Consider the following 26044-nt stretch of genomic DNA (forward strand, 5'->3'; position numbering starts at 1 on the left):
CATGGCAGCAAGTACCGCGCCACCCAAACGCCTTTGCCCAGCCACAAAGGCACCATTTTTTACCAGCAGATCATCGCCTTGCAAACCAAGGTAATTTGAGAGGCAGGTATGGTATCATCTATCGGACAGGCCATGGCTTATGCTGCGGCCTCGCCCCCTAGAACACGCAATACGGTCGAACCGGTTCAGCCGGTGCCGAAACCCTATGAACAGACAAGCGCCAGCCGCCAAAGCACGCCCTACGAGGATTATCAGGCCTCGAAAGCTTCGGCGTCACAAACCGCCGCCCAGGCGTCGGCGCCGGTCATGGGGACCCAAGGCGTGGCACCTGTTGCTGCGAACCAGGGGCAACAGGCGCGCGCCTATGCGGCTCGTGAAAGCGCCAACCCGGCACCTTCAGAAGCGGTCCAATCACAGCGCGCGGATTTTCGCGCCAAGCTGATGACCCGCATCGACGGCCCATCCGCGGCATCCCAAAATCAGGGCGCCGCGGCGGCTGAATATGCCAAAGCGCAACAGGCCAGTGTTCAGGCCAGCGCCAAGCAGCTCGACTATTCCTATTGATCCTGTTCAGGGTCGGGCAAGGTTTCGGCGCGTCGTCCTCTGGGACGGCGCGCCGTTTCACATAATCAGGCCGTGATAGAGCGCCGCGAGGCCAATCACAGTGAGAGCAGCGGCAAGACCTGCCAGCACATCATCCAGCATCACCCCCAGCGCGTCGTCACGTCGATCGGCCCAGCCGATCGGTCCAGGTTTCAGGATATCAAAGGCGCGGAAGGCAATGAAGCCGACCAGCCAGCCGGGCCAGAGCGCCAGCACATTGACCCCGGCATGATCGGCGCCAATCATCACTGGCAACAATGCGATCCACTGGCCCGCAACCTCGTCGATCACCACATGTGACGGATCATGCAGCCCGCTGGCCGCCGCCTCGCGTTTGGTGGCCCAGACCCCGGCGACAAACACCAGCAGGATCGCCAGCAGCAGCAGCCAACTGCCGCCAAGTGTATGCAGCAGCCAGGCGGCGGGCAGGGCGGCGGCCGATCCCCAGGTGCCGGGCATCGGGCGCAGATTGCCGATTCCGCCGAAGGTTGCGACCAGATGGCTGGGCTTCATGTCGATACTCCTGTGTGGATCAATGTTGCGGTGGCCAGCGCCGCGATACCCTCGCCCCGGCCGGTGAATCCCAGCCGTTCCGAGGTGGTGGCCTTGACCGAGACCCGGGCCGGATCAAGCATCAGAATCCGCGCCAGCTCGGCCTGCATCGCCGTGGCGTGCGGCCCGATCTTGGGCAATTCGCAGACCAGTGTGCAATCGACATTGCCGATGGCAAATCCGGCCTCGCGGGCCATGTTGGCAGCATGGGCCAGAAAAATCGCGCTGGCCGCGCCCTTCCACTGTGGATCCGAGGGCGGGAAATGACGGCCAATGTCGCCCGCCGCCAAAGCGCCATAGATCGCGTCGGTGATCGCATGCATTCCGACATCGGCATCCGAATGCCCGTCGAGCCCGTGGCTATGCGCCACCTGCACGCCACAGAGGGTGACATGATCACCGGCGCAGAACCGGTGCACGTCATAGCCATTGCCCAATCGGATATCCGGCAGTGCTGTCATCGTCTTGCCCCCTCTGAGGATGCGTTCGGCCCGCTGGAAATCCTCGGGCGTGGTGATCTTGAGGTTATCCGCCTCACCGGCGACGACAGACACTGCCAGCCCGGCGGCACGGGCGACCTCGACGTCATCCGCCGCCTGGCCGGAGTGGCTGCGATGCGCGGCCAGAATCGCCGCAAACCGAAAACCCTGCGGTGTCTGCGCACGAAACAGCCCGTCCCGGTCAACGGTGCCGCTGACCGCGCCATCCTGCCCGGTCCAGAGCGCGTCGCTGACCGGCAGGCCGGGGGCGGCGGCCTGAGACTCTGCCAGTGCCGCGACCACCCGGGCGATCAGCGCCGGGGTGACACAGGGCCGGGCGATGTCATGGATCAGCACCGTGTCGGGGGGATCTGCCGCCAGCGCCTCAAGCCCGGCCCGGACCGAGGCGTCGCGGGTGGCGCCGCCGGTCACCCGGGTCACGCCGGCGGGCAGGGGAATGGCTTGATCATCGCGGTGCAGCACCACCACGATCCGGGTGATCCCGGCGGCGGCAAAGGCGGCCAGGGTCCAATCGGCCACCCGGCGTCCGGCCAGCCCGCGCCATTGCTTGGGCAGGCCATCACCGGCCCTTGTGCCGCGCCCTGCGGCGACGATAAGCGCTGCTGTAGTCAACCCGTCCTCCAGATGCTGGCTCTCTCGGGGTGGCCCCCGCTGGTCGGACCTTGAATAGGCGCTTGGCCGCGACAGGGCAATTGCGCGATGCGGACGGGGTGCTGCCTAAAATTTAATCACATACCGCCTTGTGAAGCGGCATCGGGCCCTGAAATGTTGAGCCTTTCCCAAAATGGCGTTAGCCAAGACAAGTTGCACAAGGAATAGGCACATGACCTCGGCGCCCGGCGCGATACCCCTCGACCCCCCTGTTTTGCTGGCCCCGATGGCCGGAATCACTGATCTGCCGTTCCGCGATCTGGTCTCTGGCTTTGGCGCCGGGCTGGTGGTCAGCGAGATGGTGGCGAGTCAGGAAATGGTGCAGGGCAAGCCGGGGGTGCGCGAACGCGCCGAGCTGGGCCTGGACCGCAGCCGCACCTCGGTGCAGCTGGCCGGGCGCGATGCCACCTGGATGGCGCGCGCGGCGCGGCAGGTCGCCGATCAGGGCGCCCGGGTGATCGATATCAACATGGGCTGCCCGGCGAAAAAGGTGGTTGGCGGGCTGTCCGGTTCGGCGCTGATGCGCGATCCCGACCACGCGCTGCGGCTGATCGAGGCGGTGGTCGCCGCGGTCGATTTGCCAGTGACCCTGAAAATGCGACTGGGCTGGGACGACGACAGCCACAACGCAGCGGATATCGCCCGCCGGGCTGAGGCGGCCGGGGTGCGGATGATCGTGGTGCATGGCCGCACCCGCTGTCAGTTCTACAAGGGGCAGGCGGATTGGGCGGCGATTGCCCCGGTCAAACAGGCGGTCACGGTGCCGGTGATTGCCAATGGCGACATCATCTCATCGGCCAGCGCCCGGCAGGCTTTGGCATTGTCCGGCGCCGATGGGGTGATGATCGGACGTGGTGCGCAGGGCCAGCCCTGGCTGCCGGCGCAAATTGCGCATGATCTGTTCGGGGTGGCGGCGCCAGAGGTGCCGGTCGGACCTAAATTTTGTGATTTTGTATCAGGGCATTATCAGTCGATCCTGAACTTTTACGGCAACATGCTCGGGCTGCGCGTCGCGCGCAAGCACCTGGGGTGGTACATGGACAGCGCCGCCACCCCGGCCGTGCTGCGTCAACACGTGCTGCGCGGTACCGATCCGGGCGCGGTGCTGGCACTGCTGCCGCAGGCGCTGGCCCCGGACCATCGCGCCGCCCGCATCGAGACGGAGGCCGCATGAACGTTTCCGAAAATGGCATCTGGGCCTCGCTGCCGGTTCCGGCGCTGCTGCTCGACCCCGAGGATCGGATCGTCGAGATCAACCCCGCTGCTGAGGGTTTTCTCAACACCTCGTCTCGTTCGATCCACGGCCAGCAGCTGTGGAACCGGGTGATGATCAATTCACCGCTTGAGGATGCGTTCAATCGGGCCCGCGAAACCGCTTCGCCGCTGTTCGTCAATGATGTCGATGTCGGCACCGGCGACCGGGCGCCGCTGCATTGCAACCTGCAGATCGCCCCGGTGCAGGACCGCCCCGGCTATATGCTGTTTCTGATCTCGCCGCGCGAACTGGCGGGGCGGATGACCCAGGATCATTCGGTGAAATCCGCCGCAAAATCGGCGATCGGCATGGCCGAGATGCTGGCCCATGAAATCAAGAATCCACTGGCCGGGATCACCGGCGCCGCGCAATTGCTGTCGATGGGGCTGAGCGGCGAGGATCGCGAATTGACCGATCTGATCGTCGAGGAAACCCGGCGGATCGTGAAGCTGCTGGAACAGGTCGAACAATTCGGCAATCTGACACTGCCCACCCTGCGCCCGGTCAATGTGCATGACGTGCTGGATCGCGCCCGCCGCTCGGCGCTGCTGGGCTTTGGCGCGCAGATGAAGATCGAAGAGGAATATGACCCCTCGCTGCCCCCGGCGATGGGCGATGCCGATCAGCTGTTGCAAGTCATCCTAAACCTGTTGAAGAACGCCGCGCAAGCCGCTGGAAACGCTGGCGGAACCATTCGTCTTCACACCTATTTCGAGCATTCGTTCCGGCTGCGCCGCTCCGATGGCGGTGGCCGCTCGTTGCCGCTGCAGATCGAGGTGATCGACGACGGCCCCGGCCTGCCGTCCGATATCGCCGATCAGATTTTCGATCCCTTTGTGTCGGGGCGCGAAAACGGCACCGGGCTGGGTCTGGCGCTGGTCAGCAAGATCATTTCCGATCACGAGGGCTGGATCTCGGTGACTTCCGGCCCGGGCAGAACGGTTTTTCGAATCTCACTGCCGATGGCCAAGACGGCCAGGAAATCGGCCAAACCGCTCATGAACAAGGAATAACCTGATGGATGGCACTGTTCTGGTCGCTGACGACGATCGCACGATCCGCACTGTCCTGACCCAGGCGCTGACCCGGGCGGGCTGCAAGGTGCATGCCACCTCGTCGCTGACCACGCTGATGCGCTGGGTCAGCGAGGGCAAGGGCGACGTGGTCATCTCGGATGTGATGATGCCGGACGGCAATGGCTTGGAAATGCTGCCGAAAATCGCCGTCGACCGGCCCGGTCTGCCGGTCATCGTGATCTCGGCGCAGAACACCATCATGACAGCGATCCAGGCGGCCGAGGCCGAGGCCTATGATTACTTGCCCAAGCCGTTCGACCTGCCCGATCTGATGAAACGCACCGCCCGGGCGCTGGAACACCGGCGCCGGACGCCGCAGGCCCTGTCCCAGGACACGGGGGAAGCCGAGCGCCCGGACGAGCTGCCACTGGTTGGCCGCACCGCCGGGATGCAGGCGCTCTATCGGCTGGTGGCGCGGGTGATGAACACAGATCTGGCGGTCATGATCTCGGGTGAAAGCGGCACCGGGAAATCGCTGATTGCCAAGGCGATCCATGATTTCAGCGACCGCCGCAATCTGCCGTTTGTCACCGCCTCCGCCTCGGATCTGCTGGATCTGGAAGGCCCGGCACGGGTATTGGCCAAGGCCAAGGGCGGGACTATTTTATTCGACGAAATCAGTGATTTGGATCACGAAATTCAAGCAAGAATTGTGCGAATGATGGACGGGCAGGCGGATTCCCTGCCACGGTTCATGGCCACCTGCCAGACCGATCCGGGCCGCGCGATGGAGGATGGCAAGGTGCGCCAGGACCTCTATTACCGGCTCTGCGGCGCCACCATCCATGTGCCGGCGCTGCGTGAACGGGTCGATGACATCCCGCTGCTGGTTGAGCATTTCCTGCAACGCACCGAACGCGACGGGGCACCCAAGCGTCATCTGGCCGCCGATGCGCTGGAAACCATGCGCACCTATTCCTGGCCTGGCAACGTGCGACAACTGGAAAACGCCATCCGTCGGCTGGTGCTGACCGCGCGGATCGACGAGATCAGCAAATCCGAGGTCGAGGCGGTGCTGGGCAGCCAGCCCGAAGCAGAGCCGGTGCTGGGTGGCGGCGACACCGAAAAGCTGTCGAACTCGGTGGCCCGGCATCTGCGGCGCTACTTCGATCTGCATGGCAATATGTTGCCGCCTGACGGGCTCTATGCGCGAATCCTGCATGAAATGGAGGTGCCGCTGATCGAAATCGCCCTGGAAGCAACCGGCGGAAATCAGGCCAAGTGTGCCGATCTGTTGGGAATCAACCGGAATACGCTGCGAAAGAAGATCACCGACCTGGATATTCGCGTGACACGCCGCCGCAAATTGATGTAAAACCGCAACAGAACAGTGGCCGATGGGAGTCGTACCCCATGACGAGCCACAACATATGGCGGTGGTGACCTTTAGGTCACGCAATTAGGCGGGGGGTGCCTGTGGCAACCCGGGCACGATACCAAGGATGGGAGCGGCTGAACCGCGTGCGGCGGCAGCGTCGGGTCCAGAATGCGGCAACGCTGGGACTCGTCACGTTGGGGCCGACGCTGACCTTGGCGACGATCCTGGTTCTGGGGCCGATGCAGCAGGGCGCCTCGTCGCTGCCGCTGCGCCTCGTGCTGCTGGCCGATCTGGTCTATGTCCTGGTGGTCGCGACGCTGGTGCTGCAACGGGTGGCGCAGATGGTGGCGGCGCGCCGGGCGCGCTCTGCCGGTTCGCGCTTGCATCTGCGGCTGACCGGGGTGTTCGCACTGATGGCGCTGATCCCGGCGGTGACGGTGGCCATCTTTGCGGCGCTGACCATCAATGTCGGGCTTGAGGGATGGTTTTCCGACCGGGTGCGCAATGTCGTCGGCTCATCTCTGGCCGCCGCGCGGGCCTATGAAGAAGAGCATCAGGAGGGGTTGGAAGAGGACGCCCGCGCCCTGGCCCAGTACATCAGCCTGTCCCGCGACACCAATTTCTTTATGAGCGATGGCGAGTTGCGGCAGGTGCTGACCGCCGGGCAAACCCAGATTCAGCGCGGGTTGCGCGAGGCCTATGTGATCAACGGCGTCGGTGAGATCCGGGCGCGCGGCGAACGGTCCTATCTGTTTGATTTCGAACAGCCCAGCGCCGCGCAGATCGCCGAGGCACGCGACACCGGCCTGCTGCTGATCGAGGATTGGGACAACAACGAATTCCGTATCCTGATGCCGCTCAGCCGGTTCACCGACCGGTTGCTCTATGTCAGCCGTCAGGTTGACGGCGAGATTCTGAACCTGCTCGACGACACCCAGCAAACCGTGCAGCTTTATCAACAGCTTGAGAGTGAACGGGGCCGGGTTTTGTTCGAATTCGGGCTGCTCTACCTCGGCTTTGCGGTGATCCTGGTGCTGGCGGCAATCTGGCTGGGCCTGTGGTTTGCCGAACGTCTGTCGCGCCCGGTCGGACGCCTGACCGGGGCGGCGCAGCAAGTCGGCTCAGGTGATCTGGATGTGCAGGTGCAAGAAGAAGAGGGCGACGATGAAATCGCCATGCTCGGGCGCTATTTCAACCAGATGACCCGGCAGTTGAAGCAGCAGCGCGAAACCCTGCTCGAAAACACCCGGCAGATCGAAACCCGGAGGCGGCTGTTTGATTCGGTGCTGTCCTCGGTCACCTCCGGCGTGGTCGGCCTTGATGTCGACGGGCGGGTGACCTTCGTCAACCGCTCGGCGGAACGGCTGCTGGCCTGGGAGGAGGGGATCGAAAACCTCGATCTGTCGGTCGCCGTGCCGGAATTCGGGGCGCTGTTCGAGGCGCTGCGCAGCGGCGGGGCCTCGGTGATGCAGGAAGAGGTCAAGGTGTCGCGCGGCGGGCGGATGGAAAACCTGCTGGTGCGGATGGCGACCCGGCGCAATGCCGAGGGCCGTCGCGAGGGCTATGTGGTGGCGTTCGATGACGTGACCGACCTGGTGACTGCGCAGCGGATGGCGGCCTGGGGCGATGTGGCCCGCCGCATCGCGCATGAGATCAAGAACCCGCTGACCCCGATCCAGCTTTCGGCCGAGCGGATCAAGCGCAAGTTCCGCCGCCAGCTTGACGATGAGCAGGGCGCGGCGCTGGAAAGCCTGACCGAGGTGATCGTGCGCCAGACCAATGATCTGCGCCGCATCGTTGACGAGTTTTCGAAATTCGCGCGGATGCCGGAACCGGAAACCAAGAACGAGGACCTGGGAACATTGTTGCGCGACGCGGTGTTGCTACAGCAATCCGGGCAGCCCGATGTGGCGATCAGCGCCGATATACCCGACACGGCGATGCCCGCCGAGGTGGATGCAACCATGATCGGGCAGGCCTTGACCAACCTGATCAAGAACGCCGGTGAAGCCACGGAAACCTATAAGGAAAAGCAGAAGCCGACCGGATATGAACCGGCAATCCGGCTGCTCTGCACCAGCGAATTGGACGAGGCGGGTCGCCCTTGGGCGGTGATCCGCATCGAAGACAATGGCATCGGTTTGCCCGAAGACCGGGCGCGGCTGTTCGAACCCTATGTCACCACCCGTGACAAGGGCACCGGGCTGGGCCTGCCGATTGTCAAAAAGATCATCGAGGAGCATGGCGGCAGCCTTGCCCTCGAAGATGCACCTGAATTTTCCGGGTGCAGCCACCACGGCGCCGCAGCGGTTGTCCGGCTTCCCCTGAAGCCGAGCGAAGACCAGCTGGTAGCCCAAGAGAACGAGCGAGAGGCACATGAGTGATATTCTGATTGTCGACGATGAACGCGATATTCGCGAATTGATTTCCGATATTCTGGAGGACGAAGGTTTCGCCACACGGCTGGCGGGAAATTCCGACGATTGCATGGCGCAGCTGAACACCGAAGCGCCGGCGCTGATGATCCTGGACATCTGGCTCAAGGACAGCCGAATGGATGGGATCGACATTCTCAAACATGTGAAACGCAACAACCCGGATGTGCCGGTGGTGATCATTTCGGGCCATGGCAATATCGAAATCGCGGTCGCGGCGATCAAGCAAGGGGCGTATGATTTTATTGAAAAGCCCTTTAATATCGACCAGTTGCTGGTGGTCATCCGCCGGGCGATGGAGGCCTCGCGCCTGCGCCAGGAAAACAACCAGCTGCGCCGCAAGGACACCACCAGCGCCGATATGGTCGGCAATTCCGCCGCCTTCCGCACTATGGTCGGGCAGCTCGACAAGGTGACGAAATCGAACGGGCGGGTGATGCTGACTGGCCCGGCCGGGTCCGGCAAGGAGGTGGCGGCGCGCTACATCCACGCCAATTCCGGGCGCGATTCCGGGCCGTTCGTGGTGGTGCCTTGCGCCTCGATCGATCCCGACCGGGTGGAACAGGTGCTGTTTGGCCGCGAAAGCGCCGAGCGTGGTGTCGAAAAAGGCCTGCTCGAAGAGGCGCATGGCGGGGTCATCTATTTCGATGAGGTCGCCGATATGCCGCTGGGCACCCAGTCCAAGATCCTGCGGGTGCTGGTGGATCAGCAATTCGCCCGGGTCGGTGGCGCCGACAAGGTGCGGGTCGATCTCCGGGTGATTTCATCCACCGGGCGCGTTCTGGATGAAGAAATTGCCGCCGGTACCTTCCGCCAGGAGCTCTATCACCGGCTGAACGTGGTGCCGATCGCGGTGCCGAGCCTGTCCGAGCGGCGCGAGGATATTCCATTGCTGTCGGATCATTTCATTGCTGAATTGAACAAGAGCCAAGGCCTGCCGAAACGCGCCCTGTCGGATGAGGCGACGGCGCTGATGCAGACGATGAACTGGCCCGGCAATGTGCGCCAGCTGCGCAATGTCATCGAACGGGTGCTGATCCTCGGCGACGGGCGTGACGAGATCGGCGTTGAAGAGCTCCCAAAGGAAGAGGAAAAAACCAGCGAAGAGGGCCGGGTGGTGCTGTCCGGGGCGCTGGCGACAATGCCGCTGCGCGAGGCGCGTGAGGCGTTTGAACGGGAATATCTGCTGACCCAGATCAACCGCTTTGGCGGCAATATCTCGCGCACTGCACAATTCGTCGGGATGGAGCGGTCAGCCCTGCATCGCAAGCTGAAGTCGCTGAATGTCGTGACCACCTCCAAGGCGGGGGCGCGCATCGCCCATGTCGAAGACGAAAAGGAGGCTGAGCCAGCGGAGTGATCTGATCCCCCGCTCGCCCAAATCTCCCGCGGCCAAGCCGCTGCCGAAAATGGCCGCCCGCCTCAGAGCGGGCGGATTTTCAGCCGAGTGATCCGGTTGTCCTTGCGCGCCGTGACCTCAAACCGGAACCCGTGGAACGAAAACACCTGGCCGGAGGCCGGGATCGTCTGCGCCTCATGGATCACCAGCCCGGCGACGGTGTTGGCCTCATCGTCCGGCAGCGACCAATCCAGCGCCCGGTTCAGGTCGCGGATGGTCATGGCACCATCGACCAGGAACTGGCCGTCATCGGTGCGTCGCACCTGCATATCCGCCGCCGGATCGAATTCATCGGTGATCTCGCCGACAATCTCTTCGAGGATATCCTCAAGGGTGATCAGCCCTTGCAACGAGCCGTACTCGTCAACCACCAGCGCGAAATGCGAGCGGATCCGCAGAAATTGCCGCATCTGTTCGTCGAGGGTGGTGGTTTCGGGCACGAAATAGGGTTTCTTGACCACGTCCGACAGGTTGAAATCCACCAGCGCCTCTTCGGCGGATTTTTCCGAGCCCACGGTCAGGCGGTGGATCGAGCGCAGCAGATCCTTGGCATGGATCACCCCGACGATGTTTTCCGGGTCATCGCGATAGACCGGCAGGCGGGTGTGGCTGCTGTCCAGGCATTGCGCCAGGATTTCGTCGGTCGGGTCAGCGGCGTTCAGCATCTCGATGCGCGAGCGGTGCAACATGATCTCTTCGACGGTGCGTTCGCCAAGGTCGAGCGCCCCGAGGATCCGGTCGCGGTCTTCCTTTTCGACCACGCCTTCGGAATGGCCCAGTTGCAGCGCCCCGGCGATTTCCTCGCGCACCGCCAGAACATTGGCACCGGGATCGGTGCGCACTCCGAATATCCGCAACACCCCGCGCACCAGCAGCCGAACGGCAGAGACCACCGGCGCGAACAGGGTCACCACCATCTGGATCGGCGCAGAGACCCGCGCCGCGGCGATCTCGGCATTGGTGATTGCATAGGTTTTCGGCAGCACCTCGGCAAAGACCAGCACCAGAGCCGTCATCACCAGGGTCGCCAGCGCCACCCCGCTTTCGCCGAACATCCGGGTGAACAAGGCGGTGGCCAGCGAGGTGGCCAGGATATTGACCAAATTGTTGCCCAGCAGGACCGAGCCGATCAGCTTTTCATTGTCCTCGGTGATCTGCAGCGCCCGCCCGGCACCGCGCGATCCCCGGTCCGCCTGGGTGCGCAATTTGCCGCGCGAGGCGGCGGTCAGCGCGGTTTCCGATCCCGAAAAGAACCCCGACAACACCAGGAGGCAGAGGATTGCCGCAGAGGTGATCCAAAAGGCGGTGTCAAAATTGCTGGAGATGTTGTCCATCGCGAAGATCCGAATTGGGCAGGGGCAGGGTGGGTTATGAGGCCGCAGCGGCCAGTGATCAAGCCGCGCCTGGGGTCCAAACCCGCTATCAGCACGGGTTCAGAGCCTAGCTGGGGCGCTTTTTCATCAGCGGGTGGTGATCCTCGACCAGCGACAGCAGCCGGTCTTCCAGCACATGGGTATAGATCTCGGTGGTTGCCAGATCGGCATGGCCCAGCAGAGTCTGGATCGCGCGCAGATCGGCGCCCCCGGCCAGCAGATGAGTGGCAAAGGCATGGCGCAGGGTGTGCGGCGTCACCTTATCCGGCGACACCCCGCCCGCCAGCGCGATTTCCTTGATCAGCAGGTAGAATCGGTTGCGGGTCAGATGGCCCAGCGCCCCATGCGAGGGGAACAGGAACCGCGACACCGGCTTGCCCTTGATCCGGGCGGTTTCCTCTTCGATGTCGCGGATCGCCAGCCAGTCGGTCAGCGCCTGCCGTGACGGGGTCGAGAGCGGCACCATCCGTTCCTTGTCGCCCTTGCCGCGGATCAGCAGCATCCGCGGATCGCCGCGCGCCGCGGTGACCGGCAGCGACACCAGTTCGGTGACCCGCATCCCGGTGGCATAGAGCAGTTCGACCAGGCAGGTGTTGCGCAGCCTGTCGGCATCGCTGCGGCCATGGTCGCGGGCGGCGGTGAGCAGCTGATCGACCTCTTCGACACTCAGGGTCTTGGGCAGGCGCTTGTCACGGCCGGGGCCCCGGATCTGGATCGCCGGGTTGTCGCTGCGCCAGCCCTCTTCAAAGGCAAAGCGATAGAGCTGCTTGATCGCCGACAATCGCCGGGCACGGGTGGCGCGGGAAAATCCCTGGGCGTCACAATGCACCAGATAGGCCTCGACGTCGTCGCGGCTGGCGCTGGTGAAATCGCGCCCCTTGCTGGCAAGCCAGGCGGTCACATCCTTGAGGTCGCGGCCATAGGCCAGAAGGGTGTTGCGCGCGGCGCCGAGCTCGGCGGCCTGGGCCTCAAGAAATGCGGAAATCCAGCGGCTGTCCGACATCGCTAGCCCCTCCGGTCCAGGATCAGCAATTGCAGCGCCGCACGCCGGGCGCTGTCCTCAAGCCCGACGGCACGCAGGGTGGTCAGGGCGCGGGCGGCGTCCTTGACCTCGCCTTCGGCGGCGCGGGCATAGAGTTCCATCGCCTGCAGGATCAATTCGCCGAGTCGCTTTTGCGCGATCATTGCGCCCGGGGCCGGATCCGGGCTGGCCCCGGCGACAAAGGCCCCGGCGACGGCGCGGGCATTGGCGGAATAGGCCATCTCGGGCTGCACCTGGCCGCGGGCGAGGGTGGCGAGAAATGCCTCTTCGCGGTCCAGGGGTGGCATCCGCGCCGCCGCCGCCTCATAGGCCGGAGACAGCATCGCGATCCGAAAGGCAGTGCGCTGCGCCGGGCGGCTGGGCAGCACCAGCCGCGACAGCGCCGCGCCGTAGAGCCGGGCAAAGGGCACCTGCAACCCGGCCTCGCGCATCGCCGCCCATGCGGCGGTGACGGTGTCAGCAATCGCGGCGGGGTTGCCGTTCTGCATTGCCGCATCAAAGGCCTGCACCGCCGCCACCCGGTCCCAGATCCCGCCCGAGGCGGCGGGGCGGCGATCAGTATAGACCGCCAGCAGGCGCGATTCCGATAGCGCCCCGGTTCGCGCCAACCGCTCGACCGCCTCAAGCTCGGCCTTCCAGCCCGAGACGTTACGCAGATCGGAAATCGCATAGGCGCGGGGCAGGGTGGCGGTGGCCAGAGGCTGGCCGATCGCCTCTTGCAAGCGAAAGATCAGCGGCGTGACCCGGGCCGGCGGCGCCAGCGGCGGGATGTCCTCGATCAATTCGGGTTGCAGGAACAGCTCTAGCAAGGTGGCGGTGCGGGCGTCGAATTCGCCCAGGGCATGCATGGTGCTGTAGGTGACCATCGCCGCGTTCCAATCGCCCATCCGCGCCAGGCAATAGATCCGCGCGGCAAAATCCGGCGCCAGATCCGGGCGGTGGACCATCCGGGCACAGCTGTCGCCCTCGCTTCCCGCCAGAACCGAGAGGTCGAAATAGCGTTTGAACAGCTCCGGGTGGCTTTCGGCACCGGCATGATCGACCAGTGCCAGTGCCGGGTCGACCGCGCCGAGCGCGATCAGCGCGTCGATCCGCGCCAGCAGCAGCACCGGCTCGTTGCCTTCGCCCTCGATTGGCCGGGCTTCGGCCAGCAGCAGCGAATATAGCAAGGACTGCATCGCGGGCATCGATTCCAGATCGAGCCGACTGAGCAGCCGCAGCAGGCTGTCGGAGTCCGACCCCTGCCAGAGGTCGACGGGCAGGCCGGTGACGCTGGCCGGGATCAGGCCGACCGGGCCGTCGCCGATTTGATCCAGGGGGCGCACATCGACCTGCGGCACATCGGCCCTGGCGGTGGTCGGCGGCTCGTTCAGCGGCGAGGGTTTCGGCGGAATCAGTGCTGTCAGCGAATCTGACCGGTCCAGCCATTCGATCGCCGACATCGGCGCCTGCGCGCTGACAGGCAGGGCCATCGCGATCACAAACGCGGCGGCAAGGGCGTTCCGGTCACTCCACATCCAAGGTCACAGGCACCCGTATCTCGGTCGGTGGCGGGCTGAACTCAACGCCAAACAAGGGGCCGAGAAATGCATAGGCCACAAGGGCCACGCCCAGGAGAATCGCCAGGAAAAAGAGCCACCTGATTACAAAGAACATATTTGCCTGCCTGCTATTCGGATCATGCCAGTGCGCTTTTTTACGTCTTATAACTGGCAATTTACACGATATCACGTCATTCAGAAAATTGCGCGAAGAATTGAGCGGCAACAAGCCGAGGCAGCAGATCAATGGCCTATGATTTGAAGAAAACCGTCGTGCTGGTGGGCATGATGGGGGCGGGGAAAACCGCTGTCGGCCGGGCGCTGGCGGCGACGCTGGACGTGCCGTTCCTTGATTCCGACGCCGAAATCGAGACCGCCGCGAAAATGTCGATTGCCGAGATTTTCGCCCGCGACGGAGAGCCGTTCTTTCGTGCCCGCGAGGCGCAGGTGATTGCCCGGCTGCTGGATGATACCCCGGGCATCCTGTCCACTGGCGGCGGTGCCTATATGCAGCCTGGCGTCCGCGCGGTGATCCATGACAAGGGGGTTGCGGTCTGGCTGGACGCCGATCTCGACCTGCTCTGGACCCGGGTGCGCTATCGCAACACCCGGCCTTTGCTGCGGACCCCAAACCCGCGCGCCACCCTGGCCGAGCTTTACCAGGCGCGCGTGCCTGTCTATGGGCTGGCGGAGTTGAGCGTGCGGGCCGACAAATCCTATTCGCTGCAGGATATGGCCGATCGGGTAATCGCCGCCCTGTTGACCCGTTCCGACGTGTTGGAGAAGAAATGACCGAAACCGTTCACGTGCCGCTGGGCGATCGCGCCTATGATATTCATGTCGGCCCCGGCCTGCTGGCCGAGGCCGGGGCGCGGATTGCGCCGCTGCTACAGCGGCCCCGGGTGGCAGTGCTGACCGATGAAACCGTCGCGCCGCTGCATCTGGACGGGTTGCGCGCCGGTCTTGAGTCGCAGGGGATCGCGATGTCGGCGCTGGCCCTGCCGGCGGGCGAGGCGACCAAGAACTGGGCACAGCTGGCCCGGGCGGTGGAATGGCTGCTGGATGAACGGGTGGAACGCCGCGACGTGGTGTTGGCGCTTGGCGGCGGGGTGATTGGTGATCTGACCGGATTCGCGGCGGCGATCCTGCGCCGCGGGGTGCGCTTTGTGCAGGTTCCGACGACCCTGCTGGCGCAGGTCGACAGCTCGGTCGGTGGCAAGACCGGGATCAACACCCGCCACGGCAAGAACCTGGTCGGCGCCTTTCATCAGCCGTCGCTGGTGCTTTGTGACACCGATATCCTGGCCACCCTGCCGCCGCGCGACTTTCTGGCAGGCTATGGCGAGGTGGTGAAATACGGGCTGCTGGGCGATGCCGATTTCTATGGCTGGCTCGAGGCCCATGGCCCGGCGCTGGCGGCCGGAGATCTGGCGGCACGGGGACATGCGGTGCGCCGGTCCTGCGAGATGAAGGCCGAGATCGTCGCCCGCGACGAGACCGAGCAGGGCGACCGGGCGCTCTTGAACCTCGGCCACACCTTCTGTCACGCGCTCGAGGCCGCGACCGGCTATGACGGGGCCCGGTTGCTGCATGGCGAAGGCGTGGCGATCGGCTGTCTGCTGGCGCTCGACCTCTCGGCCCGGCTCGGGTTGTGCCCGCAAGAGGACCCGTCGCGCTTTGCCGCGCATCTGCGGCTGATGGGGGCGAAATCCAGCCTTGCCGATATCCCCGGCGATCTGCCATCCGCCGAGGCGCTGCTCGATCTGATGGGCCAGGATAAAAAGGTGCTGGACGGGCAGTTGCGCTTTGTCCTGACCCGCGGCATTGGCCGCGCCTTTGTGACCTCGGACGTGCCGCGCGACACGGTGCTGGTGCTGCTGAACGAGGCGCTGGAAGGGCGCTAGGCCGCAGGGCTTGCCAAGCGCCGGATGGCGTTGGAACATCGCCACCGGCACGGCCAAGCAGATGAGGAGACAGCCAGGATGATCACCCCGACCTATTGCGTGACCATGGCGCGTTACAACGCCTGGCAGAACCGCGAAGTTGCCCGCGCGATGGAAACCCTGACCGACGCCGAGCTGACCCGTGACCGGGGCGCCTTTTTCGGCTCGATCCTGGCCACCTGCAATCACCTGCTCTGGGGCGACCGGCTGTGGATGTCGCGCTTTGACGGCGGCGAAGGTCCTGGTGACTGCGCGCCGCGCGGGCTTGATCTGACGCCGACGGCGGCGGTCTGGTATGCTGAACGGTTTCGCACCGACGGCCGCATCCTGCTCTGGGCGGAACAGCTGCGGGCGATTGACCTGACCGGCGATCTGAAATGGGTTTCCGGCGCGCTGGGGCGTCCGGCGCAGAAGTCGATGGGCCTGGTCATCACCCATATGTTCAACCACCAGATCCACCATCGCGGCCAGATCCACGCAATGCTGACCGCCGCCGGAGCCAAGACCGCCGATACCGATCTCATCCTGATGTCGGATCAGGACTGACCCGAACTTCGCTACGCAAGCCTCTTAATGCAAAAGGAGAATATCATGTTCAACGCATTGGTCCTGGAACAGGACGACGACGGCAAGGCCTCCGCACAGATCAAACAGCTGAGCGAGTCCGATCTGCCCGAGGCCGAGGTGACGGTGGCGGTCGACTATTCCACGGTGAATTACAAGGACGGGCTGTGCCTGTCGCCAAAAGGTGGCGGGCTTGTCCGCAAGTATCCGCATGTCGGCGGCATTGATTTCTCTGGCACTGTCGAGGCGTCGGATGATGCGCGGTACAAGCCCGGCGACAAGGTGGTGCTGACCGGCTGGCGCGTCGGTGAGGCGCATTGGGGCGGCTATAGCCAAAAGGCGCGGGTCAAGGCCGACTGGCTGGTGCCGCTGCCCGAGGGGCTGAGCACCCGCGAGGCGATGGCGGTGGGCACCGCCGGCCTGACCGCGATGCTGGCGGTGATGGCGCTGGAGGATCACGGGCTGACCCCGGGCCATGGTCCGGTGCTGGTGACCGGCGCGGCCGGCGGTGTCGGTTCGGTCGCCACCGCGATCCTGGCCAACCTCGGCTACGAGGTGGCCGCCGTCACCGGGCGCCCGGAGCAGGAGGCCTACTTGCGTGAGCTGGGGGCGAGCCAGATCGTGGCGCGCGAGGAGCTGACCGAGGTCACCCGCAAACCGCTGGAGAGCGAGCAATGGGCCGGCTGCGTCGATGCGGTGGCGGGCGCCATGCTGGGCCGGGTGCTCAAGCAGATGAAATACGGCAGCTCGGTCGCCGCCATCGGCCTGGCCGGGGGCGCGGCGATCGACGGGGCGCTGATCACGCCGTTCATCCTGCGGGCGGTGAACCTGCTGGGCATCGACAGCGTGATGCAGCCCTATGACAACCGGCTGCGCGCCTGGCAGCGGATCGCCAAGGATTTGCCGATGGGCAAGCTTGAGGCAATGGTGCAGCCCGCGACCCTGGCGGATTTGCCGGGTCTGGGCCGCGATATCCTGGCCGGGCAGGTCAAGGGCCGGGTGCTGGTCGACGTCAACGGCTGAGGCGCAGAGGCGGGCAGGGCGCGGCCTGGTAGTCTGGGCCAGAAAATCCGCGGCTGGGCCAGAAAATTCGGGACAGCGGATCTGAAAGTGATCCGATGACAGGTCATGGTGCGTATCAAATCCAATCATGACCTGAGATGCCAATGACCGACTTGCCCGCCAACCGCCCACGGCCCATTCTGTTCTGGTTCCGTCGCGACCTGCGGCTGGGGGATAATCCCGGCTTGCTGGCCGCGGCGCGCGCCGGTCAGCCGGTGATCCCAGTGTTCATCCGCGATGCGGCGGTGGAGATGCTTGGCGCCGCGCCGCGCTGGCGGTTGCAGCAGGGGCTGGCGGCGCTGTCCGAGGCGCTGGCGGCGCGCGGGTCACGGTTGATCCTGCGCGCCGGTCCTGCGGCAGAGGTGCTGGCCGAGCTGGCGGGCGAAACCGGTGCCGGGGCGGTGCATTGGACCCGGCTTTATGATCCCGAGGCCCGCGCCCGCGACGCGCGGGTGTCGACGCGGTTGCAGGATTGCGGCATTGCGGCACGCGAGTTTGGCGGCCATTTGCTGTTTGAACCGGACAGCGTTCGCACCTCGCAGGGCGGCGCGTTCAAGGTCTTCACCCCGTTCTGGCGCGCGGTGCAGAACCGCGCGTTGCCAGAGCCAGGTGCCGCGCCGGATCTGACCGCCCCCGCGGCTTGGCCGGAGTCTGACCGGCTGGCCGATTGGCGGCTGGATCACGACATGCAGCGCGGTGCGGCGGTTGTGGCACGCTACGAGCAGGCGGGTGAGGCGGCGGCACTGACCCGGATCGCACGGTTTCTTGCGGCCGATCTCGCCGATTATGAAACCGGGCGCGACCGGGTCGCCGAAACAGCCACTTCCGGCATGTCCGCGCATCTCAGCCTGGGTGAAGTGTCACCGCTGACCCTGTGGCATCGCGCCCTTGCCGCCCGCGCCGAGCCCGGTGGCGAAGCCTTTCGACGGCAATTGGTCTGGCGCGAATTCGCCTATCACCTGATGGCGCAGGATCCGCGCCTGCTCGAGTCCGCCTGGCGGCCGGGCTGGGACCATTTCCCGTGGCGGCGCGACGCGCGTGCAGGGACGGTCTTGGCCTGGCAACAGGGCCGCACCGGCGCGCCCTTCGTCGATGCCGCGATGCGCGAAATGTATGTGACCGGGCACATGCACAACCGCGCCCGGATGATCGTCGCCAGCTATCTGACCAAGCATCTGCTGTGTGACTGGCGGATCGGGCAGCGCTGGTTCGAACATTGTCTGGCGGATTGGGATCCGGCGGCCAATGCGCTTGGCTGGCAATGGGTGGCCGGCAGCGGGCCGGATGCGGCGCCGTTCTTTCGGGTCTTTAACCCGGCGCTCCAGGCAGAAAAATTTGATCCCGATGGGCAGTATCGCCGCCGCTGGATCGCCGAGGGACAGGCGCATCCACCGGCCACGGCGCTGGCCTTTTTCGACGCCATTCCCAAATCCTGGGGCCTGCGCGCGGATGCCGATTATCCGGCGCCGATTGTCAATCTGAAACAGGGCCGGGCCGACGCATTGGCCGCCTACAAAGAGTTCAACGCCGGGTTGTGACCCGCCTACGCCGACCATCCGCCCCGGCGAACACGGAAATTTGACCTCAGCCCTTGCGCCGCGTCATTCGCTGGCGGTATTTGTTGAAGCAATCCGGACCATTGCGACAAGGCCGCCAACACATGCTGACAATGCCCAAGCTGATCGCCGCCGTGATCGTTGCGTTCATCGGCTGGGTGGTGTCCGGACTGGTCAAGGTCGAGATACTGGCGGTTCACGACAGCTATAATTTTGGCTGGTTGGTGCCGCTCAGCATTCTGCTCGGCTTTCTCTGCGGCTGGCAGGTTCTGGGCCGCCGAGCCACTGGCACGCTCGGGGTTGTGACGGCTGCGAGTATCGGGCTGACGGCGGTGGCGGCGATGGTGTTCTGGGTGCTGCTGCTGATGACCAGCAACGAGATGCTGCGCCTTGCGATTGGCCGCCGCTTTGACGGGCTTGGCGATGCCTTGTCAGCGATGGTGCCGGTGGCGCGCGATTACGGGCAATACCTGGTGACCAAGACCATTATCTGGACGCTGGCGATCGGCGGCATGATCGCCGGTGTTGTGGCCGACTGGGCAGCACGGCGCTGGAGATAGCGCAATGCCCGACATCTTTGTTTATGGCACGTTGCGGCATGTCCCACTGCTGAACCAGATTGCTGGCGAGGTGCCGCTGACCCGTCCCGGGGCGCTCTCTGGCTATCGGGTGGCGACGACGCTGGGCGCCGATCATCCGATGATCGTGGCCGAGTCCGGCGCCCGCGCCGAGGGGTTGATTTGCAGCCTCAGCGACGCCGGTTTTGCCCGCCTCGATTGGTATGAAAAAATCTACGATTTCCGGATCCATCCGGTGCAGGTTGCCGGCCCCGAGGGCGACCAGCCGGCGCTGGTCTGGTTTCCCGGGACGCAGAGCGGAGTGCCTGGCGCGCCCTGGCAGCTGGCTGACTGGGTGGCAGGCTGGGGCGATCTGGCGCTGATTGCGGCGGGCGAGGCGATGGAGTCTTATGGCGCGCGGCCGCCCGACCAGATCGGGCACTATTGGCAGGGCTATCAGTTTCGCGCGGCTTCGGCACTGCGGGCGCAGGCTGCGCCGGCGCCGAAACGCGGATCCGCGCTGCTGGCGGCAGAGGTCGAGGTGTTGTCCACGCAGATCAGCCACGCGGGCTATTTCATCACCCGCACCGACCGGCTGCGGCATCCGACCTATGCCGGCGGCCTCAGCCCGGTGATCGAGCGTGAAACCTATCTCTGCGGCGACGCCTGTGTGGTGCTGCCCTATGATCCGCAGAGTGACCGGGTGCTGCTGACCGAACAATTCCGCATGGGCCCGTTTCGCCGCGGCGCGCGTTACCCTTGGGTGATCGAACCGGTCGCCGGGCGCATTGATGCCGGGGAAACGGCTGAGGACTCCGCCCGCCGTGAGTGCCTGGAAGAGGCCGGTGTGACGCCGGACGCGCTGCTGCCGGTGGCGAATTATTATTCCAGCAGCGGTTCGACCAGCGAATACATCTATACCTTTGTCGGGCTTTGTGATCTCTCCGCGCGCCCCGAGGGCGGTGGCGGGCTGGAGCATGAGGGCGAGGATATCCGGACGCTTCTTCTGTCATTTGACGCTGCCATGGACCTTGTTTCCAGCGGCGAGGCCGAGGATGGGCCGTTGATCCTGCTTCTGCTCTGGCTGCAACGTGAACGTCCCCGATTGCGCGCCACGGCTTGAGTCCCCACAGTGGGGCGTCTAAGTCTTGGCAAGGTCAATCCGTTGACCTGCGCGCCCGTGAATGCAGGAGTAAGATCATGTTTATTGCCCAGGACCTGGCCCAGGCCGTTGGCCAGACACCGCTGATCCGCCTGCGCAAGGCGAGCGAGGCCACCGGCTGCACCATCCTTGGCAAGGCCGAGTTCATGAACCCGGGCCAATCGGTCAAGGACCGAGCGGCATTGTGGATCATCCGCGATGCCGTGGCCAAAGGCAAGTTGGAGCCGGGCGGCACCATCGTTGAGGGCACCGCCGGTAACACCGGCATCGGGCTGGCGCTGGTCGGCGCCTCGATGGGGTTCAAGACCGTCATCGTGATCCCCGAGACCCAGAGCCAGGAAAAGAAGGACATGCTGCGCCTGGCCGGGGCCGAATTGGTGCAGGTGCCCGCCGCGCCCTACAAGAACCCCAACAATTATGTGCGCTATTCCGAACGGCTGGCGGCCGAGCTGGCCAAGACCGAACCGCATGGCGCGATCTGGGCCAACCAGTTCGACAATACCGCCAACCGTCAGGCGCATATCGACAGCACCGGGCCCGAGATCTGGGAACAGACCGGCGGCAAGGTCGACGGCTTTGTCGCCTCGGTCGGATCCGGCGGCACCCTGGTTGGCTGCGCCGAAATCCTGCAGCCGAAAGGCGTCAAGGTGGCGCTGGCCGATCCGATGGGCGCGGCGCTTTACAGCTATTATACCAGTGGCGAATTCAAATCCGAAGGCGACAGCATCACCGAGGGCATCGGCCAGGGCCGGATCACCGCCAATCTTGAGGGCTTCACCCCGGATTTCGCCTATCAGATCCCGGATTCCGAGGCGCTGCCCTATGTCTTTGACCTGCTCAGCGACGAGGGGCTGTGCCTGGGCGGATCGACTGCGATCAACGTGGCCGGGGCGGTGCGGCTGGCCCGCGACCTGGGGCCGGAGCATACCATCGTGACGATCTTGTGTGATTACGGCAATCGCTATCAGTCGAAATTGTTCAACCCCGGATTCCTGCGCAGCAAAGGCCTGCCGACCCCTGGCTGGCTGACTGACTCGCCGCGCTCGATACCCGGCGTATTCTCGTAACCAGATGGCGCGATATCTTCGCCTTGTGCATCTCCTTGCCCTCGCTTTGCTGCTGGCGGGCAGCTTTCTGCCGGGGGCACAGGCGCAGGCACAGCCGGTGGCGGGCGAGGCCCTCGATTACGAACAATGGGTGACCACCGCCAAACGCGCCGAGGAAGCGGTCGACGCCGCCGCCGCCTCGGATGAGGCGCTGGAGACCCTGAGAAGCGAGCTGGTCAAATGGCGCGAGGCCTTTGACGCCGCCCGGTCGACCAATGCTGCGGCACTTGAGACCGTGCGCGCCCAGTTGGCGGCACTTGGCCCGGTGCCCGAGGACGGTTCCGCCGAGGCGCCGGAGATTGCATCGCAGCGCAAGGAGCTGAACAGCAAGCTGACCGAGCTTGAGGCGCCGCGCCGCGCCGCCGATGTCGCCTGGAGCCGGGCCGACGCGTTGATCCGCGCCATCGACCGGATCCTGCGGGAACGGCAAACCGACAAATTGCTGGAAATCGGACCCTCGCCACTGAACCCGATCAACTGGCCCGGTGCCGTCACGGCGCTGGGGGATGGGGTCACCCGGATCGTCAATGAAATCACCACCGCGTGGAGCAATCCGGTGGTCCGCGCCGAGGCCCGGGCCAACCTGCCGATGACCCTGCTGCTGCTGGCCGTCGCCGCGATTCTGCTGGGCCGGGGCCGGTACTGGACCGAAAAACTGACGCAGCGGGTGCAGGGGCGCGAACGCACGGCCGAACGGTTCTTGCTCGGCTTTCTCAGCTCGCTCGCGCAGATTGTGCTGCCGGTCGCCGGGATGATGGCGCTGACCGCGGCGGGGTTTTCCTCGGGTCTGCCGGGGCCGCGCAGCACCCTGATCCTGCAAGTCCTGCCGGGGGCGATGGTCGCCTTTGCTGTCGCCCGCTGGGTCGGCACCCGGATGTTCCCGGGCAGCGACGTCATCAACCCGCCTTTGGCGTTGGAACCGCAGCGCCGGTTCGAGGGCCGGATCCACGCCTCGATCCTCGGCCTGATCCTGGCGGTCTATGTGCTGCTGCGCGAATTCGGCCAGGCCGAGAGCTGGGCGCCTGCCACTCTGAACACCATCTTGTTCCCGCTGTTCGTTCTGGCCGGGCTGATGCTGGTCCGGGTGTCGCAGCTGCTGCGCCTGCACGGGCTGAACATCGCCAAGCAGGATGGCGAGCAGAGCTTTCGCTTGCGGCTGATCAATCTGCTGGCGCGCGGCATTGTGGTGCTGGCAATCGCCGGTCCGGTGCTGGCCGGGGTCGGCTATTTCAACGCCGGATACGCGATTGTCTTCCCGGTGATCTTTTCGCTGCAGGCCATCGGCGTGGTGATGATCCTGCAACGGGTCTCGACCGAGCTCTACGTGCTGATCACCCGCAACCGCGACGACGCGCGTGACGCGCTGCCGCCGGTGCTGGCGGGCTTTGCGCTCTCGGTGTTGTCCGTCCCGGTCTTTGCGCTGATCTGGGGCGCACGGCCCACCGATCTGACCGAATTGTGGGAACGGTTCCGGGCCGGATTCACCGTTGGCAGTGCCCGGATCTCGCCAACCGATTTCCTGACCTTCGTGGTCGTCTTCGGGCTCGGCTTCGTGCTGACCCGGCTGGTGCAGGGCACCCTGCGCTCAACCATCCTGCCGAAGACCCGGATGGACACCGGCGCGCGCAATGCGGTGGTCTCGGGCCTTGGCTATGTCGGGATATTCCTGGCCGCGATTGTCGCCATCTCCTCGGCCGGGATCGACCTCAGCTCGCTCGCGATTGTCGCCGGGGCGCTGTCGGTCGGCATCGGCTTTGGCCTGCAGAACATCGTGTCGAACTTTGTTTCGGGCATCATCCTGCTGATCGAACGCCCGGTCAGCGAGGGTGACTGGATCGAGGTCGGTGGCAATATGGGATATGTGCGCGCGATCTCGGTGCGCTCTACCCGGATCGAGACCTTTGATCGCCGTGACGTGATTGTGCCGAATGCCGATCTGATCTCGGGCGCGGTGACCAACTGGACCCGCGGCAATCTGATCGGGCGGCTGACGCTGGCGGTCGGGGTGGCCTATGGTACCGACACCCGCCGGGTCGAAACCATCCTGCGCGAAATCGCCGAGGCACAGCCGGTGGTGCTGCTGAAGCCGCCGCCCTTTGTGCTGTTCAAGGGCTTTGGCGCCTCATCCTTGGATTTCGAGGTCCGCGCGGTGCTGCGTGATGTGACCCAGATCGTCGCGGTGCAATCCGAGATGAACCACCAGATCGCCGAACGCTTTGCCGCCGAAGGCATCGAGATTCCGTTCCCGCAACAGGACCTGTGGCTGCGCAATCCCGAAACCCTGACCGGTCGGCAGCCACCACGACCGGCGCCGTCACCGCCGATCAGCGAGCCGGTGCAGACCTCGGACTTGCCACCGCAAGGGGCAGGGCGCGCGCATCTGCGGGCCGAGGACCTCGATATCGCGCCGGGGCCTCTGCATGAGGGCGAGGACAACAAATAGGCCGTGCGCGGTTTCGTGACGATCACCAAGAATGAAACCACGGGCACAGAGAACCGCCGGGTCAAAATACACATCTCTTTATCTGAATATATCTGCCCGCCATTTGCGCCAGATCAAACCCGGGCCGGGTTCCCCACGATAGCCTCCGCTCAGGAGGATCGCCCATGCGCCATGCCATTCCCGTTCTCATCGGCCTCACCCTCGGCGGCGGGCTGTCGCTCTGGCTGCTGCCGGATCTGTTCATCCTCGGGCTGCTGATCGGCGGTGTGACCGGCGGCATCATCGCGCGGCGTCGCTTCGGCGCGCCCGAACCCAGCGAACCGGGCGAATGGTATGACATGAATGAACAGGGCTACGACAACCCCAGCGGCAGCGACGATTGAGCGGGCTGGACCCGATGATCACCGACAGGAGATAAAGTAATGACCACACGCACCCGTTTGAGCCTGCGGAGCGGCCTGGCCCTGCTGTTCGCTCTGACCGCGCCGCTGACCGCGCTTGGCCAGACCGACAGCGACCGTGCCGCCTGGGACTGCGATGGCAGCATCTGCGTGCAGCGCGAAGAGGTGAGGCTGGGCCAGTTGCATGGCAGCTTCGAGTATGGCGCCAATGTCAGCGCCTCAAGGGATGCGGCGCGGATCAAGGTGCTGGAGGCACAGCAATACCAGGCCTATGATTTCAACGTGCCATCGCCGATGAAGATCTACGCCCGTTCGTATCGTGATGAAAACTGGATCCCGTCGGATTGGCCGCGCGATATTGGCATTCAGAGTGGCGGCCCGGGGGTCGATCTTTATCGGTCGATCGACGGCAATTCCTGGGAAAAGATCTCGCAGGGCGATCTTTCGCCGGCCGGTGCCTATCTGCGGGTTGTGGTGGTGCAGAGCCGCGCCGGGTCGACGGCTTATCGGACCTTCTACCCGGCGCGCTGGTGGGTCGACATCTCTTATCGCAAGGTGCGCCCCGACGACGGCTGGACTGATGCGGGTCCCGACCTGCCGGGACCGGCGCCGATTGGGGGCGCCGGCGACCATTTCACCCCGGTGCTGCCGGATCCTGCGGCTGACCCGGCCGACGGCACCCAGGCCGAATGCGGTCCTGGCATGGAATGCCTGCCGGATGGCGGCCAGGTGGCGGTTCCGGTTGCCGACGACACGCCGGTCACTGCCAAACCCGACCCGCGCGACGGTGGCGCCCTGGCCCGAATGGTGCAGCGCGAGTTGCTGCGCGTCGATTGCTATGACCTGGAGGTCGATGGCATCTGGGGTCCGGGGTCGATCCGGGCGATGACCAATTACAACCGCTGGTTCGGCAGCAGCTGGCCGGTGGATCACGCCAGCGCCGATGCCTTGGAAGAATTGCTCGGCGCCCGCGCCCCGGTCTGCGGCGTGGATTGAACCGCATCCAGAGCGTCAAACATCCGCGCCTTTCCCTCTTGCAGGGGGCGCGGAGATCGCGTTAATGAGGCCGGACCGGAGAGGTGGCCGAGTGGTCGAAGGCGCACGCCTGGAAAGTGTGTAGGCGGGAGACCGTCTCCAGGGTTCGAATCCCTGTCTCTCCGCCACCCAGCCATTTGGGATCCTTCTCCAAACGGGCTGCGGTCTAAAAAATCCCGTTATATTTGAAGGTTATAGCGCCAGCACGGTTTTGCGTAGGACGCTGTCAGGCCCCATCTTACCCTACCATCCCACTCTCTCGCCCCAATATTCTCCGGACCTGTTGACCATGCATTTTTCAATACGGTTTCAATAACTTGCTGGAACTGAATCAAAAAAATGTCCCGCTTTTGGGGATTCAGACACAAGTCACGCGAACGGTCCCGGCGACTCGCATCTAAATCTTTGACCCCGCAGCGCTCATTTTGCTTTTGTGAAAATAAAAAAAGCCGTTCCAAATCATCGGATTG

The 26044-nt window shown here is 64.8% G+C and carries 22 protein-coding genes and 1 tRNA gene; 18 read left to right on the forward strand and 5 right to left on the reverse strand.

The annotated features are described in order from the left end of the window. Window positions 1-132: 132 nt before the first annotated feature. Window positions 133-564, forward strand: a complete 432-nt coding sequence (locus tag P1U48_RS01810; protein WP_301066564.1) for a hypothetical protein — start codon at window positions 133-135, stop codon at window positions 562-564. A 57-nt stretch (window positions 565-621) separates the two neighbouring features. Here the strand turns inward: P1U48_RS01810 and P1U48_RS01815 are convergent, their stop codons facing one another. Together P1U48_RS01815 and P1U48_RS01820 are read right to left on the reverse strand one after the other, a co-directional pair. Beyond that, complete coding sequence (locus tag P1U48_RS01815) at window positions 622-1116, reverse strand: phosphatidylglycerophosphatase A (protein WP_301066566.1); 495 nt, start codon at window positions 1114-1116, stop codon at window positions 622-624. Beyond that, entirely contained in the window at window positions 1113-2267 is a 1155-nt protein-coding gene (locus P1U48_RS01820; protein WP_301066568.1) for a bifunctional 2-C-methyl-D-erythritol 4-phosphate cytidylyltransferase/2-C-methyl-D-erythritol 2,4-cyclodiphosphate synthase, read from the reverse strand. Before P1U48_RS01820 ends, P1U48_RS01815 begins: the two co-directional genes overlap by 4 nt. A 211-nt stretch (window positions 2268-2478) precedes the next feature. Between P1U48_RS01820 and dusB the strand changes: the two genes are divergently transcribed. The 5 genes from dusB (at window position 2479) to P1U48_RS01845 (ending at window position 9750) form a co-directional block, all read left to right on the forward strand. Beyond that, a complete protein-coding gene (dusB, locus tag P1U48_RS01825; protein WP_301066570.1) occupies window positions 2479-3480 on the forward strand; it encodes a tRNA dihydrouridine synthase DusB in 1002 nt (333 codons plus the stop codon). Beyond that, window positions 3477-4574 carry an ATP-binding protein gene (locus P1U48_RS01830; RefSeq protein WP_301066572.1) on the forward strand — a complete coding sequence of 366 codons (1098 nt, stop codon included), beginning with the start codon at window positions 3477-3479 and terminating at the stop codon, window positions 4572-4574. The genes dusB and P1U48_RS01830 overlap by 4 nt, the downstream gene beginning before the upstream one ends. 4 nt (window positions 4575-4578) lie before the next feature. Continuing rightward, a complete protein-coding gene (locus tag P1U48_RS01835) occupies window positions 4579-5952 on the forward strand; it encodes a response regulator (protein ID WP_301066574.1) in 1374 nt (457 codons plus the stop codon). Window positions 5953-6089: 137 nt separating this feature from the next. Further along, window positions 6090-8339 (forward strand): PAS domain-containing sensor histidine kinase, encoded by a 2250-nt coding sequence (locus P1U48_RS01840; protein WP_366142859.1) that lies wholly within the window; start codon window positions 6090-6092, stop codon window positions 8337-8339. Next, the gene (locus P1U48_RS01845; protein WP_301066578.1) at window positions 8332-9750 is read left to right on the forward strand and encodes a sigma-54 dependent transcriptional regulator; all 1419 of its coding nucleotides are present in this window, start codon (window positions 8332-8334) and stop codon (window positions 9748-9750) included. Before P1U48_RS01840 ends, P1U48_RS01845 begins: the two co-directional genes overlap by 8 nt. A gap of 62 nt (window positions 9751-9812) precedes the next feature. Here P1U48_RS01845 and P1U48_RS01850 read toward each other — a convergent pair whose 3' ends face one another. The 3 genes from P1U48_RS01850 to P1U48_RS01860 form a co-directional block, all read right to left on the reverse strand. Continuing rightward, window positions 9813-11123, reverse strand: a complete 1311-nt coding sequence (locus P1U48_RS01850; protein WP_301066580.1) for an HlyC/CorC family transporter — start codon at window positions 11121-11123, stop codon at window positions 9813-9815. A gap of 106 nt (window positions 11124-11229) precedes the next feature. Next, window positions 11230-12165: a site-specific tyrosine recombinase XerD gene (locus P1U48_RS01855; RefSeq protein ID WP_301066581.1), complete on the reverse strand. Its 936-nt coding sequence runs from the start codon at window positions 12163-12165 to the stop codon at window positions 11230-11232. A 2-nt stretch (window positions 12166-12167) separates the two neighbouring features. Next, the gene (locus P1U48_RS01860; protein WP_301066583.1) at window positions 12168-13676 is read right to left on the reverse strand and encodes a hypothetical protein; all 1509 of its coding nucleotides are present in this window, start codon (window positions 13674-13676) and stop codon (window positions 12168-12170) included. A gap of 315 nt (window positions 13677-13991) precedes the next feature. Here P1U48_RS01860 and P1U48_RS01865 point away from each other — a divergent pair, with 315 nt between their 5' ends. From P1U48_RS01865 to P1U48_RS01920, 12 genes are all read left to right on the forward strand, one after another. Continuing rightward, the gene (locus tag P1U48_RS01865) at window positions 13992-14537 is read left to right on the forward strand and encodes a shikimate kinase (RefSeq protein ID WP_301066585.1); all 546 of its coding nucleotides are present in this window, start codon (window positions 13992-13994) and stop codon (window positions 14535-14537) included. Further along, window positions 14534-15649 carry a 3-dehydroquinate synthase gene (aroB, locus tag P1U48_RS01870; RefSeq protein WP_301066587.1) on the forward strand — a complete coding sequence of 372 codons (1116 nt, stop codon included), beginning with the start codon at window positions 14534-14536 and terminating at the stop codon, window positions 15647-15649. Before P1U48_RS01865 ends, aroB begins: the two co-directional genes overlap by 4 nt. A gap of 78 nt (window positions 15650-15727) precedes the next feature. Next, entirely contained in the window at window positions 15728-16234 is a 507-nt protein-coding gene (locus tag P1U48_RS01875) for a DinB family protein (RefSeq protein WP_301066590.1), read from the forward strand. Between the two features lie 45 nt (window positions 16235-16279). Beyond that, a complete protein-coding gene (locus P1U48_RS01880) occupies window positions 16280-17275 on the forward strand; it encodes an oxidoreductase (protein WP_301066593.1) in 996 nt (331 codons plus the stop codon). 143 nt (window positions 17276-17418) lie between these two features. Then, complete coding sequence (locus P1U48_RS01885; RefSeq protein WP_301066596.1) at window positions 17419-18852, forward strand: deoxyribodipyrimidine photo-lyase; 1434 nt, start codon at window positions 17419-17421, stop codon at window positions 18850-18852. A gap of 122 nt (window positions 18853-18974) precedes the next feature. Further along, window positions 18975-19430, forward strand: coding sequence for a TrgA family protein (locus P1U48_RS01890; RefSeq protein ID WP_301066598.1), 456 nt, complete (start codon window positions 18975-18977; stop codon window positions 19428-19430). Between the two features lie 4 nt (window positions 19431-19434). Next, window positions 19435-20550 (forward strand): NUDIX domain-containing protein, encoded by a 1116-nt coding sequence (locus tag P1U48_RS01895; RefSeq protein WP_301066600.1) that lies wholly within the window; start codon window positions 19435-19437, stop codon window positions 20548-20550. A 77-nt stretch (window positions 20551-20627) separates the two neighbouring features. After that, a complete protein-coding gene (locus P1U48_RS01900; RefSeq protein ID WP_301066602.1) occupies window positions 20628-21656 on the forward strand; it encodes a cysteine synthase A in 1029 nt (342 codons plus the stop codon). A gap of 4 nt (window positions 21657-21660) precedes the next feature. After that, entirely contained in the window at window positions 21661-24138 is a 2478-nt protein-coding gene (locus P1U48_RS01905; protein WP_301066604.1) for a DUF3772 domain-containing protein, read from the forward strand. 164 nt (window positions 24139-24302) lie between these two features. After that, window positions 24303-24521 carry a hypothetical protein gene (locus P1U48_RS01910; RefSeq protein WP_301066606.1) on the forward strand — a complete coding sequence of 73 codons (219 nt, stop codon included), beginning with the start codon at window positions 24303-24305 and terminating at the stop codon, window positions 24519-24521. 39 nt (window positions 24522-24560) lie between these two features. Continuing rightward, window positions 24561-25535: a hypothetical protein gene (locus P1U48_RS01915; RefSeq protein WP_301066608.1), complete on the forward strand. Its 975-nt coding sequence runs from the start codon at window positions 24561-24563 to the stop codon at window positions 25533-25535. Window positions 25536-25612: 77 nt separating this feature from the next. Beyond that, window positions 25613-25702, forward strand: a tRNA-Ser gene (locus tag P1U48_RS01920). The last annotated feature ends 342 nt before the right edge of the window (window positions 25703-26044 follow it).

The sequence above is a fragment of the Pseudooceanicola sp. genome (assembly GCF_029213205.1).
Taxonomy (GTDB): domain Bacteria; phylum Pseudomonadota; class Alphaproteobacteria; order Rhodobacterales; family Rhodobacteraceae; genus Pseudooceanicola.

Coding starts and splice junctions, on each gene's coding strand:
- P1U48_RS01810 (WP_301066564.1), top strand. CDS start 133: ATGGCTTATGCTGCGGCCTCGCCCCCTAGAACACGCAATACGGTCGAA.
- P1U48_RS01815 (WP_301066566.1), bottom strand. CDS start 1,116: ATGAAGCCCAGCCATCTGGTCGCAACCTTCGGCGGAATCGGCAATCTG.
- dusB (WP_301066570.1), top strand. CDS start 2,479: ATGACCTCGGCGCCCGGCGCGATACCCCTCGACCCCCCTGTTTTGCTG.
- P1U48_RS01830 (WP_301066572.1), top strand. CDS start 3,477: ATGAACGTTTCCGAAAATGGCATCTGGGCCTCGCTGCCGGTTCCGGCG.
- P1U48_RS01835 (WP_301066574.1), top strand. CDS start 4,579: ATGGATGGCACTGTTCTGGTCGCTGACGACGATCGCACGATCCGCACT.
- P1U48_RS01845 (WP_301066578.1), top strand. CDS start 8,332: ATGAGTGATATTCTGATTGTCGACGATGAACGCGATATTCGCGAATTG.
- P1U48_RS01850 (WP_301066580.1), bottom strand. CDS start 11,123: ATGGACAACATCTCCAGCAATTTTGACACCGCCTTTTGGATCACCTCT.
- P1U48_RS01855 (WP_301066581.1), bottom strand. CDS start 12,165: ATGTCGGACAGCCGCTGGATTTCCGCATTTCTTGAGGCCCAGGCCGCC.
- P1U48_RS01860 (WP_301066583.1), bottom strand. CDS start 13,676: ATGGCCCTGCCTGTCAGCGCGCAGGCGCCGATGTCGGCGATCGAATGG.
- P1U48_RS01865 (WP_301066585.1), top strand. CDS start 13,992: ATGGCCTATGATTTGAAGAAAACCGTCGTGCTGGTGGGCATGATGGGG.
- aroB (WP_301066587.1), top strand. CDS start 14,534: ATGACCGAAACCGTTCACGTGCCGCTGGGCGATCGCGCCTATGATATT.
- P1U48_RS01875 (WP_301066590.1), top strand. CDS start 15,728: ATGATCACCCCGACCTATTGCGTGACCATGGCGCGTTACAACGCCTGG.
- P1U48_RS01880 (WP_301066593.1), top strand. CDS start 16,280: ATGTTCAACGCATTGGTCCTGGAACAGGACGACGACGGCAAGGCCTCC.
- P1U48_RS01885 (WP_301066596.1), top strand. CDS start 17,419: ATGACCGACTTGCCCGCCAACCGCCCACGGCCCATTCTGTTCTGGTTC.
- P1U48_RS01890 (WP_301066598.1), top strand. CDS start 18,975: ATGCTGACAATGCCCAAGCTGATCGCCGCCGTGATCGTTGCGTTCATC.
- P1U48_RS01895 (WP_301066600.1), top strand. CDS start 19,435: ATGCCCGACATCTTTGTTTATGGCACGTTGCGGCATGTCCCACTGCTG.
- P1U48_RS01900 (WP_301066602.1), top strand. CDS start 20,628: ATGTTTATTGCCCAGGACCTGGCCCAGGCCGTTGGCCAGACACCGCTG.
- P1U48_RS01905 (WP_301066604.1), top strand. CDS start 21,661: ATGGCGCGATATCTTCGCCTTGTGCATCTCCTTGCCCTCGCTTTGCTG.
- P1U48_RS01910 (WP_301066606.1), top strand. CDS start 24,303: ATGCGCCATGCCATTCCCGTTCTCATCGGCCTCACCCTCGGCGGCGGG.
- P1U48_RS01915 (WP_301066608.1), top strand. CDS start 24,561: ATGACCACACGCACCCGTTTGAGCCTGCGGAGCGGCCTGGCCCTGCTG.